This window comes from Kitasatospora sp. NPDC059599 (genome assembly GCF_042735125.1).
Taxonomy (GTDB): domain Bacteria; phylum Actinomycetota; class Actinomycetes; order Streptomycetales; family Streptomycetaceae; genus Kitasatospora.
The window spans coordinates 1-15,195 of record NZ_JBHWCL010000040.1 but is presented as its reverse complement, the minus strand read 5'-3'; the positions used below and the strand labels follow the sequence as shown (position 1 = coordinate 15,195).

The 15,195-nt window shown below is 73.3% G+C and carries 18 protein-coding genes; 11 read left to right on the top strand and 7 right to left on the bottom strand.

The annotated features are described in order from the left end of the window. Positions 1-102: 102 nt before the first annotated feature. Positions 103-1,323, bottom strand: coding sequence for an FAD-dependent monooxygenase (locus ACFV04_RS16525; RefSeq protein WP_380529679.1), 1,221 nt, complete (start codon positions 1,321-1,323; stop codon positions 103-105). Between the two features lie 243 nt (positions 1,324-1,566). Here ACFV04_RS16525 and ACFV04_RS16520 point away from each other — a divergent pair, with 243 nt between their 5' ends. Beyond that, entirely contained in the window at positions 1,567-1,959 is a 393-nt protein-coding gene (locus ACFV04_RS16520; protein WP_360254924.1) for a RidA family protein, read from the top strand. Between the two features lie 164 nt (positions 1,960-2,123). Then, positions 2,124-3,182, top strand: a complete 1,059-nt coding sequence (locus ACFV04_RS16515; RefSeq protein WP_380529677.1) for an AraC family transcriptional regulator — start codon at positions 2,124-2,126, stop codon at positions 3,180-3,182. 112 nt (positions 3,183-3,294) lie between these two features. Here ACFV04_RS16515 and ACFV04_RS16510 read toward each other — a convergent pair whose 3' ends face one another. Then, positions 3,295-4,080: an NAD(P)-dependent oxidoreductase gene (locus ACFV04_RS16510; RefSeq protein WP_380348514.1), complete on the bottom strand. Its 786-nt coding sequence runs from the start codon at positions 4,078-4,080 to the stop codon at positions 3,295-3,297. A gap of 71 nt (positions 4,081-4,151) precedes the next feature. On the opposite strand from ACFV04_RS16510, the gene ACFV04_RS16505 reads away from it, so the two are divergent. Together ACFV04_RS16505 and ACFV04_RS16500 are read left to right on the top strand one after the other, a co-directional pair. Beyond that, a complete protein-coding gene (locus tag ACFV04_RS16505) occupies positions 4,152-5,048 on the top strand; it encodes a LysR family transcriptional regulator (protein WP_380529675.1) in 897 nt (298 codons plus the stop codon). Between the two features lie 231 nt (positions 5,049-5,279). Continuing rightward, positions 5,280-6,236, top strand: coding sequence for a ribosome-inactivating family protein (locus tag ACFV04_RS16500; protein ID WP_380348517.1), 957 nt, complete (start codon positions 5,280-5,282; stop codon positions 6,234-6,236). 180 nt (positions 6,237-6,416) lie between these two features. On the opposite strand, the gene ACFV04_RS16495 is transcribed toward ACFV04_RS16500, so the two are convergent. Further along, positions 6,417-6,566, bottom strand: a complete 150-nt coding sequence (locus tag ACFV04_RS16495; protein WP_360254932.1) for a hypothetical protein — start codon at positions 6,564-6,566, stop codon at positions 6,417-6,419. 138 nt (positions 6,567-6,704) lie between these two features. Here ACFV04_RS16495 and ACFV04_RS16490 point away from each other — a divergent pair, with 138 nt between their 5' ends. Next, positions 6,705-7,913: a helix-turn-helix domain-containing protein gene (locus tag ACFV04_RS16490; protein ID WP_380529673.1), complete on the top strand. Its 1,209-nt coding sequence runs from the start codon at positions 6,705-6,707 to the stop codon at positions 7,911-7,913. Here ACFV04_RS16490 and ACFV04_RS16485 read toward each other — a convergent pair. Then, positions 7,868-9,403: an alpha/beta hydrolase gene (locus ACFV04_RS16485; protein WP_380529671.1), complete on the bottom strand. Its 1,536-nt coding sequence runs from the start codon at positions 9,401-9,403 to the stop codon at positions 7,868-7,870. The genes ACFV04_RS16490 and ACFV04_RS16485 overlap by 46 nt on opposite strands. A 199-nt stretch (positions 9,404-9,602) precedes the next feature. Between ACFV04_RS16485 and ACFV04_RS16480 the strand changes: the two genes are divergently transcribed. The 4 genes from ACFV04_RS16480 (at position 9,603) to ACFV04_RS16465 (ending at position 12,596) form a co-directional block, all read left to right on the top strand. Further along, complete coding sequence (locus ACFV04_RS16480) at positions 9,603-10,529, top strand: hypothetical protein (protein WP_380529669.1); 927 nt, start codon at positions 9,603-9,605, stop codon at positions 10,527-10,529. 104 nt (positions 10,530-10,633) lie between these two features. Next, positions 10,634-11,095 carry a MarR family transcriptional regulator gene (locus tag ACFV04_RS16475; protein ID WP_380529667.1) on the top strand — a complete coding sequence of 154 codons (462 nt, stop codon included), beginning with the start codon at positions 10,634-10,636 and terminating at the stop codon, positions 11,093-11,095. 151 nt (positions 11,096-11,246) lie between these two features. Continuing rightward, the gene (locus ACFV04_RS16470) at positions 11,247-11,792 is read left to right on the top strand and encodes a cupin domain-containing protein (protein WP_380529666.1); all 546 of its coding nucleotides are present in this window, start codon (positions 11,247-11,249) and stop codon (positions 11,790-11,792) included. Between the two features lie 345 nt (positions 11,793-12,137). Beyond that, the gene (locus ACFV04_RS16465) at positions 12,138-12,596 is read left to right on the top strand and encodes a bleomycin resistance protein (protein WP_380529664.1); all 459 of its coding nucleotides are present in this window, start codon (positions 12,138-12,140) and stop codon (positions 12,594-12,596) included. Here ACFV04_RS16465 and ACFV04_RS16460 read toward each other — a convergent pair. Next, complete coding sequence (locus tag ACFV04_RS16460; RefSeq protein ID WP_380529662.1) at positions 12,586-12,927, bottom strand: ASCH domain-containing protein; 342 nt, start codon at positions 12,925-12,927, stop codon at positions 12,586-12,588. The genes ACFV04_RS16465 and ACFV04_RS16460 overlap by 11 nt on opposite strands. 310 nt (positions 12,928-13,237) lie before the next feature. On the opposite strand from ACFV04_RS16460, the gene ACFV04_RS16455 reads away from it, so the two are divergent. Next, on the top strand, positions 13,238-13,453 hold the full coding sequence (locus tag ACFV04_RS16455) for a hypothetical protein (RefSeq protein WP_380529660.1): 216 nt from the start codon (positions 13,238-13,240) through the stop codon (positions 13,451-13,453). A gap of 13 nt (positions 13,454-13,466) precedes the next feature. Here ACFV04_RS16455 and ACFV04_RS16450 read toward each other — a convergent pair whose 3' ends face one another. Both ACFV04_RS16450 and ACFV04_RS16445 read right to left on the bottom strand, forming a co-directional pair. Continuing rightward, entirely contained in the window at positions 13,467-13,604 is a 138-nt protein-coding gene (locus tag ACFV04_RS16450) for a DUF397 domain-containing protein (RefSeq protein WP_380529658.1), read from the bottom strand. After that, a complete protein-coding gene (locus ACFV04_RS16445; RefSeq protein ID WP_380529657.1) occupies positions 13,567-14,514 on the bottom strand; it encodes a helix-turn-helix domain-containing protein in 948 nt (315 codons plus the stop codon). The genes ACFV04_RS16450 and ACFV04_RS16445 overlap by 38 nt, the downstream gene beginning before the upstream one ends. A gap of 158 nt (positions 14,515-14,672) precedes the next feature. Here ACFV04_RS16445 and ACFV04_RS16440 point away from each other — a divergent pair, with 158 nt between their 5' ends. Further along, complete coding sequence (locus tag ACFV04_RS16440) at positions 14,673-15,125, top strand: ATP-binding protein (protein WP_380529655.1); 453 nt, start codon at positions 14,673-14,675, stop codon at positions 15,123-15,125. The last annotated feature ends 70 nt before the right edge of the window (positions 15,126-15,195 follow it).

The window sequence follows — 15,195 nt, the reverse complement described above, 5'->3', positions numbered from 1 at the left end:
ACGTCGGGTGAGGTTCAAGCCCCCCGGGCGAATCCGTGGTGCGGGTTCGCCCGGCGCGGGTTCCGGGTGCGCGTTCCCCGGCGCGGGGGCTCGGGTGCGGGCTCAGCCGGAGTGCGCCGGCACCGGGTAGTCGGGCAGGTCGATGGCGTCGGCCTTGGCGAACTGGGCGGCGAGCAGGTTGCGCAGCGGCCACCGGCCCATCCAGCGCATGGAGGCGGCGCGCAGGCGGATCATCAGGGCGCTGTCGGGGGCGTAGCCGTTGAGGCCGCCGGGCGGCAGTTCCTGGGCCTGGGCGACGTAGGGGCGCATCAGGTCCTCGTAGCGGGTGAAGGCGGTGCGGAAGTCGCTGCGGGCGGTGGCGAGTTCGCCGGCGAGCAGGTAGGCGCCGACGAGGGCGAGGCTGGTGCCGAGGCCGGTGAGGGGGCTGGGGCTGTAGCCGGCGTCGCCGAGCAGGGCGACGCGGCCGCGGCTGTAGTGGTCGAGGCGGATCTGGCCGAAGGAGTCGAAGGCGAAGTCGTCGGCGGTGCGCATCCCGGCGAGCAGCCGGTCGACCTCCCAGCCGGCACCGGTGAAGCGCTCGGCGAGCAGGCGCTTGTGGGCGGCGGTGTCGCGGCGGTCGTGGGCGAGGGGTGCGGAGCGGAAGCCGAGGGAGGCCTTGACCTCGCCGGGCAGCCGGCCGGGGCGGGCGCCGGCGACGAGGCCGCCGGGGGCGTTGTACATCAGGAACCAGCTGTCGAGGTCGCGGGCGAGCGCGGGGTCGTGGACGGTGAACCAGGCGTGGTAGCCGCCGAGGGGGCGGTAGTGGTCCTGTTCGGGGCCGAAGGCCAGGCGGCGGACGGCGGAGTGCAGGCCGTCGGCGCCGATGACCAGGGCGAAGCGGCGGGCGGGGGCGTTCTCGAAGGTGACGGTGACGCCGTCGGCGTCCTCGTCGAGCGCGGTGACGGTGTCGTCCCAGAGGTGTTCGACGCCGCCGGTGGCGTCGAGGAGCAGGTCGGCGAGGTCGCCGCGCAGGATCTCGATCTCGGAGACGATGCCCTCGCCCTCGAAGAGTTCGACGGGCATCCGGGCGCTCAGCCGGCCGTGCCGGTCGACCAGGGCGATGCCGCGCTGTTCGACGCAGCGGTCGCGGACCCGCTCCATCAGGCCCATGCGTTCGACGACGGTGCGTCCGGCGCCGCGCAGGTCGACGGCCTGTCCGCCGGGGCGCGGGCCGGGGGCGCGTTCGACGACGGTGGGGTTGAAGCCGTGGCGGCGCAGCCAGTGGGCGAGGGCGGGGCCGGCGATGCCGCCGCCGGAGACGAGGATGTCGCGATCGGTGTCCATGGGTGTGTCCTCTCTGTGGGTCCGGCGGGTCCGGCGGGTCCGGCGGGTTCGACGCTGACGAATGTACGCCGTACGCATGGGCCTAACAACCCCTGTGCTGCGGGAACTTGAAGGTAGTGCACTAGTGCAGTGGGGTGTTCGGGGCCCGCCCCGGGTCGCCCCCGGGCGCCCGGCCGGGGCCTTTCCGCAGGCGGGAGGGCGCCGGGGGCGGCGACGGGTGCACTAGTGCGGCACGATGGCGCCATGGAGAACACTCGACAGCTCGTCAGTTCCGGCTCGCCCCTCGAACCGCGGATCGGCTTCTCCCGGGCGGTGCGCAAGGGTTCGTACGTCGCGGTCGCGGGCACCGCCCCCATCGCCGAGGACGGCACGGCAGCCGCGCAGGGCGACGTCCACGGCCAGACCGTGCGCTGCCTGGACATCGCCGAGGCCGCCCTGAAGGAGGCGGGCGCCTCGCTCAAGGACGTCGTGCGGACCCGCATCATGCTCACCGACATCTCGCGGTGGAAGGAGGCCGCGCGCGCCCACGGCGAACGCTTCGCGACGATCCGCCCGGCGTGCACCTTCGTGGAGGTGTCGCGCTTCATCGACGAGCAGTGGCTGGTCGAGGTCGAGGTCGACGCGATCCTCGACTAGCGCGCGCCGGAGCCGGGCCGCCCCGGCCGGGCCCCGGTGGGGGATCCGGGCCCGGCCTTGTAGGTTCTTCGGTGCCGCCGGGCCGACCGGCGCCGGCGGCACGGCGGCACACGACGCCGGAAGGCCGGAAGGCCGGAGGGCCGAAGGGGAGGCGGAGGAAGGCAGTGGGGGCGAGGACGGCGGGCGCGGAGGCGCCGACGGCGGGCACGGACGCGTTCCGGAGCGAGGACCTGCCCGCCACGGAGCGGTTCGACTACTGGCGGGAGCTGATCGGCCGCACCCGGGACAGCGAGATGACCAGCGTGCACGCCGCCGACTTCCGGGCCGACATGCGGCGCCTGGAGCTGGGCCAGGCGACCCTGCTCAGGTCGTCGTTCCCGCCCTCGCGTTTCCGGCGCAGCGCCGGCATGGTGCGCCGCTCGGACCGGGAGGTGTACCACCTCACGCTGGTCCTCGACGGGGCCCTGGCGCTGACCCGCGAGACCCGCGGGTCCGGGGACCGCGTGACGACGTTCGGGGCCGGCCGGCTGTACGTGGTCGACAGCTCCCACCCCTACGACGTGCGGGGCATCGGGGCCGCCCGGCCCGGCCGGGGCGAGCCGCGGATCGAGGCGCTGGGCATCGACTTCCCGGCCGCCTCGCTGCCGCTCCCGCCGCAGCGGCTGCGCGAGGTGATGGGCCGGGGCTTCTCCCGCGACGAGGGCACCAGCGCCCTGCTCGCCGACTTCCTCCTCGGCCTGGACCGCCAGGCCGCCCTCCTGGGCCCCGCCGAGACGCCCCGCCTGGGCACCGTCGTCATCGACCTGGTCACCGCCTGGCTGGCCCGCGAACTCGACACCGAGGCCGCCGTCCCCGACGACGCCCGCCAGCGCGCCCTGGTCGAGAACGTCCGCACCTTCGTCCGCCGCAACCTGTCCGACCCCGGCCTCACCCCCACCGCGATCGCCGCGGCCCACCACGTCTCCGTCAGCTACCTGCACCGCCTGTTCACCCGCCACACCCAGGGCCGGACCCTCGCCGGCTGGATCCGCGCCGAGCGCCTGGAGAGCGCCCGCCGTGACCTCGCCGACCCCGCCCTGCGCACCCTGCCCGTCCACGCCGTCGCCGCCCGCTGGGGCATCCCGCGGGCCTCCGACTTCACCCGCGCCTTCCGCGCCGCCTACGGCCAGACCCCGGGCGAACACCGCCGGCAGGCCCTGGCCGCCGCCGGGCGGGTGGCGTAGGGCCCGCCCCCGGACCCGCCCCCGGGACCCGCCCCCGGACCGTCCCCCCGGACCCGCCCCGGACTCCGGGCACGCCGTCCGCGCCGGTGCTCGACGACGGGCCCCGGGCCCGTCAGCCCCGCCGCAGGGAGCCCACCACCGCCGACAGGTCCTGCTCGGCGATCGACGGGTCCGCCAGCAGCACCTCGCGGGCCGCCGACAGGACCCGGCCGCCGCCCGCCAGGGCGAGGTCCTTGGCGGCCAGCCGGACCGGGAAGTCCGAGTCCGCGCTGTGCGCCCGGGCCACCACCCCCGCGAGCGGCCCGGCCGCCAGCACCTCCCGCGCCAGCTCCTGCGACACGCCCAACTCCTCGGCCGCCGCCAGCACTTCGCCGACCACCGTGACCGAGGCCACGATCGCGCCGATCACCACCACCTTCAGCGCCGCGCCCGACCCCGGGCCGCCGCAGCGCCGCACCCGGCCCAGCTGCTCCAGGACGGGCTGCGCACGGTCCAGGTCGGCGTCCTCGCCGCCCGCGAAGACCGTCAGGTCGCCGGTCGCCGCCGGGCCCACACTGCCGAGCACCGGGGCGTCCACCAGGGCGACGCCGTCGGGGAGCCGCTCGCGCAGTCCGGCGGTGGCGGCCGGGCCGATCGAGGACATGTCGATCCACAGCGTGCCCGGCGCCAGCTCCGCCGTGAACCGTCCGGCCACCTCGGCGACGGCCGCCGGGTCGGACAGCATGGTGACGACGACGTCCGCGCCCCGGACGGCCTGCGCCGGGCTTGCGGCCTCGGTGAGGCCGTCGGCGCGGCCGGGGGAGCGGTTCCAGACGGTCAACGGGTGGCCGGCGGCGGCGAGGCGACGGGCCATCGGCAGGCCCATGCGGCCCAGCCCCAGAAATGCGATCTTCTCCATGGCCGCAACGCTAGGCAGCCACGAGCCAGGCGACAAGCGAATGTCTCGCATGGTAGCCATGCGGAATGGACATGGCTTGGCTCGACGTCTTCCGCACCGTCGCACACCTCGGCTCCTTCACCGCCGCCGGCGAACGGCTGGGCTTCACCCAGTCCGCGATCTCCCGCCAGATCGCCACATTGGAAGGCGAGTTGGGCACGCCGCTGTTCGACCGACTGGCCCGCGGCGTACGGCTGACCGAACACGGCCGCGCCCTGCTGCCGCACGCCGAGGCGATGCTGGACCGCCTCGACACCACCCGGCGCGACCTCGCCGCCCTCACCGAACTCACCGCCGGACACCTACGGGTGGGCGCCTTCGACAGCGCCAACGCGGCCCTCGTCCCCGGCGCGCTCGCCGCCTTCCGCGCCGCGCACCCGCACGTCGAGACCAGCCTCACCGAAGGCCTCTCGGCCCACCTGCTGGACCTGCTCGCCGACGGCACGATCGACCTCGCCGTGGTCGCCTCGTACCAGCAGGACGCCTACGACGGCGAACAGTTCGAGCCGCGGCTGCTGCTGGAGGACCCCGTGCTGGTGGCCCTGCCGCTCGGACACCGCCTCGCCGGCCGCCGGCGCCTGCGACTGGCCGAACTCGCCGACGAACCCTGGATCGCCGCCCGCCGCCACGTCGAGTCCACCCTCCTCGCGGCCTGCCTGCGCAGCGGCTTCCGGCCCCGGATCGAGTACGCCGTCGGCGCCTGGACCGCCAAACTCGGCCTCGTCGCCGCCGGACTGGGCCCCACCCTGATCCCCGCGCTCGCCGCCCGCGCCGCCCGTCCCGACCTCGCCCTCGTCCCCCTGCACCCCGACGACACCCCGGTCCGGCACGTGTACACGGTGACGCGCAGGGGCCGGCGGGTGCCGCCGGCGGTGGCGGCGTTCACCGGGTTCCTACGGGAGACGGCGTCTCCGGGGCCGGGACGGTGACGGTGGCGGGGTTGGGGCGGTGACGGGGCCGGGACGGCGGCGGCGGAGTAGGCGCAGCAGGGGTGGAGGGCCCGGGGCGCGGGTCATCCGGCTGACCCGGCCCGGCACCGCGACAGTCACTTGACTGATGCGTGCCGGGAGCATCCTTCGCGACCATCGACGAGGTACCCCGCCCCCTCGGGCGCCGGGCACCCCCGACCTCGACACCGAAAGCCATCAGGAACCGATCACATGCATGTCGTCAAGCCGGGCCCCCGGGCAGCAGCCCGCCCCGGAGCCCACAGGATCCTCTCGGCCCTCGCCGTCCTCCTCGCAGCCGTGGCAGCGATGCTCGGCGGCACCGGCGCGGCCCACGCCGACACCCCGGAGGGCCGCGTCTCCCACGTCTGGCTGAACCTCAGCGGAACGGGGAACCAGCAGGCCAGCCAGTACGGCGGCTTCATCAGCAGCCTGCAGAACGCGGCGGGCCACTACTGGTACAACGGCGTCGCCGCCACCCAGGTCCACGGGGCCAAGACCGCGCTCATCCGCGCCGACCTGAACTTCAACGGCGAGGAGCTGCGCCTGTGGTTCTCACCCAACGACCTCTACCTGCGCGGCTTCACCAACCACAACGGTGACACCTGGCAGTTCAACGACGGCGACTACAACCTCGCCGAGATCATGGAGAACCTCAGCCGGGGCCCCGACGGCGCCCTGATCCCCCCGCAGGGCCAGGTCCACACGCTGTCCTTCGGCTCCTCCTACGGCAGCATGTCGGGCGCGGCGGACGGCATCCGGCGGGAGAACCTGCCGATCTCCTACAGCGCCCTGTACAACCACGCCTACCAGCTGCAGTACGGCGGGGACGGCAGCAGCACCGCCCACTCGCTGCTGTTCCTCACCCAGTACACGTCGGAGGCCACCCGCTTCTGGGACGTCTACGGCGTCATGGTCGACATCATGCGCAACGGCAACAGCGTCTACCCGGGACTCCCCTCCCCGCAGGTGGAGATCGAGAGCGACTGGCGGCTGATCTCCGACTACGCCCGCAACCTCTACAACCACCGCAACCCCCCTGCCATCTACCTCGGCCCGCACGCCGGAAGCATCGCCAACAGCTCCCAGCTGACCTCCCGCGTCCGGCTCGTCATCGGCGACCCCTCGCAGATCAACCCCACCGGCGACTGGTGGCACACCGAACTCTGACCGACGAGGCCCCGGTGACCCACGGGGCCCCGGTGACCCACGAGGCCCCGGTGACCGACGGCCCCCCGCACGCACCCGCGCGCGGGGGGCCGTCCGGTGCGTGCGGGCCCCCGGCCGGACCGCCGGGTGCCCCGTGCCCTGTGCCCTGTGACCCGTGCCCCGTGACCCGTGCCCCGGCACCTACCGGCGCAGCGCGAGGACACCCGCCACGGTGGTGAGCGCGGGGCCGAGGAGCAGGAACAGCCGGCGGGGGCGGGACTGCAGGGTCAGGCGGAAGCCGCCCGCCCGGAACTCCAGGAAGGGACGCTGCGGACGCTGCTGACGACGCATGGGAATCTCCAGGGGATTGCGACAACCCGGTACGTCCCCCAGCACAATGGGCCGCAGGGCGGTTGCGTCAGGTCGCAACCCCGACTTGCGGCGGGAGAACGCAACTTGCCGACGGTGCAACACGGAGGAGAACGCGGCGTGAGCCGGGAGCAGATGCCCGCGCGGCGGGGGCTGGCCCCGCTGGACGAACGCCTGCAGGGGCCGGAGCGGCGCTGCGCCGAACGCCTGCGCGAACTGCGGGCCCGGACCGGCCTGTCCTCGGAGGACCTCGCCGAACGCCTGAGCGGGGACGGGATCCGCGTCGACCGGACCCGGCTGTCCAAGTTCCTCAACGGCCGGGAGGTGCCGCGCCGGGAGATCGCCGCCCGGCTCCACGCGCTGGCGGCGCAGTGCGAGGGCGTGGAGGTGCACGCGGAGGAGGTCGCGGCGACCCGCGCGCTGATGTACGCGGCCGCGTGCGTGCGCAGCCCGCTGCAGGCCCGCGAGTTCGAACTCGCCACCGCGCGGGAGGACCTGGACCGCCACCGCGCCGAAGCCGTCCAGGAGTTGGCCGACCTCCAACGGGACCTCCACGACGAGCGCAAGCGGCGCCAGGACGCGGAGGACGCGCTGGAGGACCTGGCCCTCCACAGCCGGGAGGAGGTCCGCGCGCTGACCGAGGAGCGGGACACGGCGCTCGACCGCATCGCGCAGCTGGAGGACCAGATCCGGCAGGCGGGGGCCGTGCTCAGACTCCGGGACCGGGACACCGAGACCCTCGACCGGATCACCCGGGCCACGCACGCCGAGCTGGCGGTGTGGGAGAGCGGCGGCACGGGCGATCTGGCGGGGATCTGCGCCGCGGTGGTCTACCTGCGTGATGCCGACGAGGACGCCGCCGCGGACCGCATCATCGAGCAGATCGCACTGGTCCACCCTGTCGGGGACATCGTGCGCCTTGCGAACGAGTTCCGGTCCCTCGGCCGCTTCCACGACAGTGTCAAGATCGAACACTCCCTCGTCCGTTCGCGGAAGCCCGTCGACCTCTTCCACTGGTTCTCCGGCGAATCCAGGTGGAGCAAGGAACGTGTGCGTCTCCTGGAGTCGATGACTGTCGTCGCGCCCGTCGAGCATCTGGCCCGGCTCCACAAGGCCTGCACGGATCACGGGAACGGCGACCTGGACTTCGACCTCCTGAGCAGCATCGTCGAGAGGCCCCGGGCGGTACCGGAGGGCACCGGTGACGAGTGGGTCGAGGATCTCCGGAGGAGCGTGGATGTCACGAAGCAGGTGCTGACCGAGGGGGCCGTAGCCGGCCCCGCTCAGCAGGTGGTGTCCGCCGCCGGCAGTGAGCCCGTCGACAGGTAGGCGTCGACGGCCTGTCGGGCGCACGGGCTGTAGCCGTTGAGGTAGACGGTGTGGACACGGCCGGGCACGGTGACCAGGCGGGAGGCGGGCATCCGGGCGTGCAGGGCGAGGGCGCCCCGGTAGGGGGCGTGGGTGTCGCCGGTGGACTGCACCTGCAGGGCGGGGACGGCGGTGCGCACCTCGACGGGCGGCTCCAGCGGGGCGCGGCGCCAGGAGGCGCACGGCGTGGGGCCGTTGTAGACCGGGCCGAAGACCGGCTGGGCGGGGCGGGCGCGGTCGACGGCGTCGCGGTACCACTGCGCCGAGCGCGGCATGGCGACGTCGTCGCACAGGATGCCGATCGCGGCCGCGAGGTCGGCGCCGCCCTCCGGGCTCGGGCCGACGACGGTGGCCAGCAGTTCGTGCAGGAGCGGGCCCGCCTGCACCGGCTTGCCGTCGGCGGCGTCCAGGAGCCGGCGCAGCACGTCCGCGTAGTCGGCGCTGTCACGGTCGTCGCCCTGGCAGACCGCGAGCAGGACCGGCAGCAGCCGGTCGTCGAGGCGGAAGCCGTCGATCGCGATCGGTGCCGCGCCCGCCCGGCGGACCAGCCCCTCGACGGTGGCCCGCACGGCCGCCGGGGTGGCGCCCAGGCCGTACACGGCGTCACGCGGGCCGGCCCAGGCGGCGAAGTCGTCCAGGGCGCGTTCGTTGGCGCCGCCCATGTCCTGGAACATCCGGATGCCGTAGCGGGCCGGGTCGGGCGCGCTGTCCAGGACCAGGCGGTCGACCCGCTCCGGGTACAGCTGCGCGTACACGGCGCCGAGCAGCGCGCCGTAGGACTGCCCGAAGAAGGAGGTGCGCTGCTCGCCGAGCGCGGCGCGCAACACGTCCGTGTCGCGGGCGATGTTGCGGGTCGTCAGATGCGGCAGCAGGTCGGGGTACCGGCTCCAGCAGGCGTCGGCGTCGGCCTCGGCGAGGTTCCAGGCCTGCTCGAAGCCGGCCCGGCCGGTGCCCACCGAGCGCAGCCAACTGCCCCTGACCAGGCCGCAGTCGAGGCCGCCGCTGGCACCGACCCCGCGGGTGTCCATGCCGATGACGTCGTACGCGGCGGCCGTCGCGGGCGCCATCGCGGCCCGCAGCTCGACGGGCATGGCCAGCCCGCGCCCGCCGGGGCCACCGGGGTTGGTCTGCAGGATGCCGCGGCGCCGGGCCGGGTCGGCGGCCCTGATCCGGGAGACCGCCAGGGACAGGGTGCGGCCCCGGGGCTCGCGGTAGTCCAGCGGCACGGTCAGGGCCGCGCACTCGGCGCCGGCGGCGGCCGACTGCGGGTCCTGGCAGGGCGCCCAGGCGAGCGGCTGGCGGCGGTAGCGCTCCAGCGGGTCCCCGGCGTTGGTGGGGTCCCCGGCGTTGGTGGGGGCGCCGGGGGCGGCGGCGGGCGCGGGGGAGGCGGCGGTGAGGACGGCGGCCGCCGACAGGGCCAGGGCGGCGGCGAGCGCCGGTATCGACTTCATGTCGCCCACCCTAGAAGGAAGTTGACGAACGATCGGTCCGCGAAGACCGGGCGTGTCGGCGGCCGGTCCGGACGGGGGAGCGGGGCAGTGCGACGACGCCGCCGCCGTGCGTCCGATCCGTGCGTCCGATGCGTTTGTCTGCTGCGTTCGTCCGATTCGTTCAAGGCCACCGGGCCGTCCCCGGCCTACCGTCGTGGGCATGACCTGGGTGAACGACAGCATGCTCGAACGCGCCGGCCGGTTCCTGTGGACCTCGGGGCGCGTCCTGGAACAGCGCCGCTTCGCGTTCCACTTCGGCGACGGAGGCGGATCCGCCGACCCCGCGGGGCCGCTCGCCGCACTGGACGCCTACGCCACCCCCGACGGCGGCTACGCCTTCGGCCTCGAACCCGACGTCCGCGGCCCCGCCCCCCAGCCCATCGCCGTACCCGCCGCCCTGCGCGTCCTGGAGGAGACCGGCGCCCTGCACGGCGAACGGGCCCGGCGGATCTGCGACTGGCTGACCGCCCGCACCACCCCCGACGGCGGCGTCCCCGCCGTCCTGCCCACCCTGCGCCCCTACCCCCGCCCGCCGTTCCTGCCCATCCCCGACCACCCCGACGCCGACCTGCTGGCCACCGGCCAGATCGTCGCCCCCCTGCTGCGCTCCGGCACCGGCCACCCCTGGATCGAGCGGGCCACCGCCTTCTGTCGCCGCGCCGTCGAGCACCTGGAACAGACCCACCCGTACGAGGCCGGCGCCGCCGTCGCCTTCCTCGCCGCCGCCCCCGACCGCGACTGGGCCCGCCGGCAGGCCCGCCGCCTCGGCGACCTGGTACGCGACCAGCGGATCGTCCTGCTCGACCCCGACCACCCCGACCGGGCCCGCCTCGCCGCCGGCTACGCCCCCGGCGAGCACCACCTCCCGCACGACTACGCGCCCACCCCGGACAGCCCGGCCCGGCCCTGGTTCACCGACCGCGAGCTGCACCGCGGCCTGGCCCACCTGGCCGCCCAGCAGCAGGAGGACGGCGGCTGGCCGATCCGCTGGGCCCGCTGGTCACCCACCACCGAGGTCGAGGCCCGCCCCGGCGTCACCCTCGCCGCCCTCCTCACCCTGCGCGCCTACGACCGGGCCGCCGCCTGAACACATCCGGATCTCAAGGCGGCTTGACCTCAAGGCGACTTGAGGTCCTACCGTCGATCGCATCCTGATGATCAGTCAGCGAACGATGCGAAGGAGTACGGGACGTGACGATCAAGACGTACGCGCCGGAGGTCATCGCCACCCAGCCCATCGGGGCGTGGGCCGGACTGGCCGGCCGCCTCGTGGTGGGAGGCCTGCGCGAACAGCTGGCGGTGGAAGGCCTCACCCAGCCGCACTGGTGGACGCTCAACCACGCCGCCGGCGAACCGGGCGGCTGGAACCGCACCACCCTGGTCGAACGGCTCACCCCCTACGACGACCAGGACACCGACTTCGGCGCCGTCTTCGACGACCTGATCGCCCGCGGCTGGCTCGTCGAGGACGCCGACGGCGCCCTCACCCTCACCGAGGACGGCGAGGCCGGACGCCTGCGGGCCCGTGAACGCAACCTGCGCGTCCACGAACGCACCCACGAGGGCGTCGACCCCGAGGACTTCGTCACCACCATCAACGTGCTGCGCCGCATGGTGGCCAACCTGGGCGGCAACGGGAACCTCCCCGACTGACCGCCGCCGACCCCTCGAAGGAGGCCTCCGACCACGGTCGGGGCCTCCTTCGCCATATCGGGGGAGGGGTGGGAGCCGGGGAGAATTGACCCACGAAAACTGTTGATGATTGCCACATGATCATGGGTCTATTCGGCCGTAGATTGATCACATGACGACGACGAAGAACACCGCCACCGCCACCGCCACCGCTGCCACCGCCGCCACCGCCGCCCCGCAGGCCCCCGTCCTGACCCGCAGCGCCGAAGCCGAGACCTGCGCCGACCCGAGCGCCACCATGACCCTGCTCGCCGAGACGGACCCCGGCCAGGGCGGCTTCACCGTCTACCGCTCCACCTTCTCCGAAGGCGCCGCCGGAGCCCCCTCGCACTTCCACACCAAGGCCTGGGAACTGTTCTTCGTGATCAGCGGCTCCCTGGAGGTCCTCGTCGGCGACGAGGTCACCGTCCTCGGCGCCGGCGACTTCCTCGCCGTCCCCCCGCACACCCCGCACGCCTTCGCCGCCGCGCCCGGCGCCGAAGCCGACGTGCTGTGCATCTTCACCCCCGGCATGGACCGCTTCGACTACCTGCGCCTGCTGGGCAGCGTCATGCGCGGCGAGACCCCGCCCGCGGCCATCGCCGCCTCCTCCGAGCGCTTCAACAACCACTACGTCGACAGCCCCGCCTGGCGCGCCGCCCTGGACCGCCGCGCCTGAGCGACCGGCGCGGCTCCCAGGCCACCGTCCCCGGCCCGCGCCCGCTCGACGGGCCGGGACAGGCCGGGTGTGGAACGGTGGAAGACCAGGGGTGTCCCGGTTGCGAGAGGAGTGGCCATGTCGTCGAAGCGCCGCCGCAAGAAGAAGGCCAGGGCCAGGCGCGGGGCCAACCACGGCCGCCGCCCCCAGTGCTGAACGGCCGAGCGGCCCACCACACGGCCGCCGGCGGGGACGACCCCCCCCGGCGGCCGCGCCCGTGCCGATGACCGGCTCCGGGACCACGCCCCGTCCTCGGGCGGATCCGGCGCGTGGGTGGGCGTCAGCGGCGTGTCCTACGGTGGCGCCATGGACGAGTACGCGGTGCCGGTCCTGCCGAGCAGGAACCTGGACGAGACCCTGGAGTTCTACGCCCGCCTGGGGTTCGAGCCGCGGGGGCGCTGGGACGGGGAGGACGGCTACCTGATCCTCCTCCGGGGCACGGTCGAGCTGCACTTCCGCCACGACCCCCGAGTGGACCCACTGACCACGGCCGGCAGTTGCTACCTGCAGGTCCGGGACGCGGACGCGCTGCACCGCGCGTGGCAGCGGCTCGGCGTGCCCGCCGACCCGGCCACCGGCAGCCGCCTGACGCCACCCGTTGACACCGACTACCGGATGCGCGAGTTCGCACTGGTCGACCGCAGCGGAAACCTACTGCGGATCGGCAGCCCGTCACAAGGTTTCCGCGCTGAGCAACGCGTAGCAGGTGCTCCAGCTGCCGCGCCATTACCTTCGGCCGGACAGCCTCCACCGACTACGGGGTGAGCTGTACGTGAATCGCGAGGACACCGAGCTTCTCCTTCTCGGGCGGGTAGATCTCACGGCAAGCGGCCAGGAGTTCGCCCCGGCTCATCCCCTGGGATCCGATGGCTTCCATGGACTCGGAGTCGAGCAGCGCATCGAAGGTCGGATATTCCGCGACCCTGGTGACCAGGGTGCGGCAGCGGGCGTCCCCGGATGCGAAGACGAGCCTCTGTCCGGGGTGGATCCTGCGCATGCTGGGATAGCCGACGCGCACCTCGATCGTCTTGGATCCGCCGGCGATCAGGTCGAAGTAGGGCCGACGGATCTGGATGACGCGGTCCTGTTCCGGCATCTGATGGTGTTCCGCTTCTATGTCGAGATCGGTGAGGACAGGGTGGCCAAGCGCTCTCGCAGTTCGCTCACGCTGCCGTGACGCGGGAAGCGTCGGGAAAGATAGCCCGTGAGGTCGGTGGCGCGGTTGCGGACGGAGTCGACGACTCGGTCGGAATCCAGCGCCAAGTTGCCGATAACGACGACACCGTCGGGATCGCCGAGTTGGGCGTGCGCGAGGGCCAGATCGATGCGGGCGCTGGGACGGGGAGGACGGCTACCTGATCCTCGTCCGGGGCACGGTCGAGCTGCACTTCCGCCACGACCCCCGAGTGGACCCACTGACCACGGCCGGCAGTTGCTACCTGCAGGTCCGGGACGCGGACGCGCTGCACCGCGCGTGGCAGCGGCTCGGCGTGCCCGCCGACCCGGCCACCGGCAGCCGCCTGACGCCACCCGTTGACACCGACTACCGGATGCGCGAGTTCGGGCTGGTCGACCGCAGCGGAAACCTACTGCGGATCGGCAGCCCGTCCGTCCCGCGGTAAGGCCGCAAAGGGGTCAGCCCTCGACGGGGAACTCGCCGTCCTGGACTGCGGTGATGAAGGAACTCCAGGCGGAGGTCGGGAAGGTGAGGGTCGGCCCGTGGGGGTCCTTGGAGTCACGTACGGGGACGAGGCCGGGGAATCCGGGGGCCACCTCGATGCAGTCGCCCCCGTTGCCGCCGCTGTAGCTGCTCTTCCGCCAGGCGGTCGCGTCGAGCTCGATCCTCATCATCCATGAACCCTTTCAGCGCATCAGCGATCAGCGCGAGCGAGTCGGCTACTGGAAGCGCCGCCCCGTGGGCCAGATCATAGCTGCGGCGATGTGCTGCAACGGTTGCCGGATCATCACTGGCATGCCCGCGATCGAGGCTCTCGGAATACACCCAGGTCCGACCGTCAGGCATCTCCAGCATGACCATGGACTTGTCGATGATGGCCTGGCGGCATCCGAACGGCGCGACCTGAATGATCACGTTCGGGAGCTTTGCGACAGCTAGCAGGTGCTGCATTTGACGTCTCATGACACCAGGACCGCCGAAGACGGTCCGGATGGCGCTCTCGTCGAGAATCACCAGCAAGAGTGGCCCGTCCGGATCCAGGAACCTTTTCTGCCTTGCCAGTCGAGCCGCCGTCCGTTCCTCGATCACCTCGGGCTTTCCGGCTGCATCGCTGACTGCGAACACGGCCTCCGCGTAATCGCGACACTGCAACAGTCCATGTATGACGGCAAGCTGGAAGATCCTGGCGGCCCTGGCCTCGGATTCCATGTCGACATGGCTCTGGAACCAGTCCGGATGCTCGACCTCGGCGTTCCAGTCGACCCGATCCCAAAGTCGCTTCAGCGCCCCACCTGCATTGAGCAGGCTGTCAACCTTTACGACCAGCTCTGGCGGCATGCGCCTTTGGCCTGACTCGTACCGTGTGATGTTCGGCCGAGTGCAGTGCAGGAGCTTCGCCAACTGTTCCTGCGTGTAGCCGGCCAGCTCCCGGTAGAACCGCAGCTCTTCGCCGAAGATCCTTGCCGAACTGGCCGTCACATCGCTCTTGAGTCGCCGGTGTGCCATGCCAGACCCCCTGACGTACCGCGTGTGCCTGGTACCTGATTTCGGCCATCACCGTACCTTCGGGAGCCGATCATTGATACCGGAACGCGATCTTTTGCTTGCACAGCGTCACCTCGCGCTCCCTTCGTACGCCCCCTTCCGCCCCGAGGTACTTCGCCATGCCTGCTTCCCGCCGCCCCCGCACGTTCGCCGCCCGGCTGGACTCCCGCACCGCCTCCACGTCGTTGGCCCGTCTCGTCCTCCGGGCCTACCTGGCCGGCCTCCCCTCCGGCGAGCGCTACGCCGACACCGCCGAACTCCTCCTCGGCGAACTCTTCGCCAACGCCGTCCAGCACTCCGACGCGCCCGCCGACCGCCTGATCGAGGTCCGCTTCGCCGTCATCCGCGACCGCCTCCGCCTCGAAGTCCACGACGCTGGCACCGGCCGCCCCTCCGTCCGGTCCGTCCGCCCCGACGAGGAGTGCGGACGGGGACTGTTCCTCGTCAACGCGCTGGCCGAACGCTGGGGCTGCTGCCCCCGCTCGGGCGGGATCGGCAAGTTCGTCTGGGCCCTGATCGCCCCCACTCCCAGGCCCACCCCCACGACCGCGCCCGCCGCCCACGCCGTCTGAACGGAGGCCCCCACCATGCGACTCGCCCTCACCGCCCGGCACCTCCTCGACACCGCCGTCACCCCCGCCG

What these genes read in the sequence shown, in the direction of transcription:
- ACFV04_RS16525 (WP_380529679.1), bottom strand. Translation starts at nt 1,323, where the DNA reads ATGGACACCGATCGCGACATCCTCGTCTCCGGCGGCGGCATCGCCGGC.
- ACFV04_RS16520 (WP_360254924.1), top strand. Translation starts at nt 1,567, where the DNA reads ATGGAGAACACTCGACAGCTCGTCAGTTCCGGCTCGCCCCTCGAACCG.
- ACFV04_RS16510 (WP_380348514.1), bottom strand. Translation starts at nt 4,080, where the DNA reads ATGGAGAAGATCGCATTTCTGGGGCTGGGCCGCATGGGCCTGCCGATG.
- ACFV04_RS16505 (WP_380529675.1), top strand. Translation starts at nt 4,152, where the DNA reads ATGGCTTGGCTCGACGTCTTCCGCACCGTCGCACACCTCGGCTCCTTC.
- ACFV04_RS16500 (WP_380348517.1), top strand. Translation starts at nt 5,280, where the DNA reads ATGCATGTCGTCAAGCCGGGCCCCCGGGCAGCAGCCCGCCCCGGAGCC.
- ACFV04_RS16495 (WP_360254932.1), bottom strand. Translation starts at nt 6,566, where the DNA reads ATGCGTCGTCAGCAGCGTCCGCAGCGTCCCTTCCTGGAGTTCCGGGCG.
- ACFV04_RS16485 (WP_380529671.1), bottom strand. Translation starts at nt 9,403, where the DNA reads ATGAAGTCGATACCGGCGCTCGCCGCCGCCCTGGCCCTGTCGGCGGCC.
- ACFV04_RS16480 (WP_380529669.1), top strand. Translation starts at nt 9,603, where the DNA reads ATGACCTGGGTGAACGACAGCATGCTCGAACGCGCCGGCCGGTTCCTG.
- ACFV04_RS16470 (WP_380529666.1), top strand. Translation starts at nt 11,247, where the DNA reads ATGACGACGACGAAGAACACCGCCACCGCCACCGCCACCGCTGCCACC.
- ACFV04_RS16465 (WP_380529664.1), top strand. Translation starts at nt 12,138, where the DNA reads ATGGACGAGTACGCGGTGCCGGTCCTGCCGAGCAGGAACCTGGACGAG.
- ACFV04_RS16460 (WP_380529662.1), bottom strand. Translation starts at nt 12,927, where the DNA reads ATGCCGGAACAGGACCGCGTCATCCAGATCCGTCGGCCCTACTTCGAC.
- ACFV04_RS16445 (WP_380529657.1), bottom strand. Translation starts at nt 14,514, where the DNA reads ATGGCACACCGGCGACTCAAGAGCGATGTGACGGCCAGTTCGGCAAGG.
- ACFV04_RS16440 (WP_380529655.1), top strand. Translation starts at nt 14,673, where the DNA reads ATGCCTGCTTCCCGCCGCCCCCGCACGTTCGCCGCCCGGCTGGACTCC.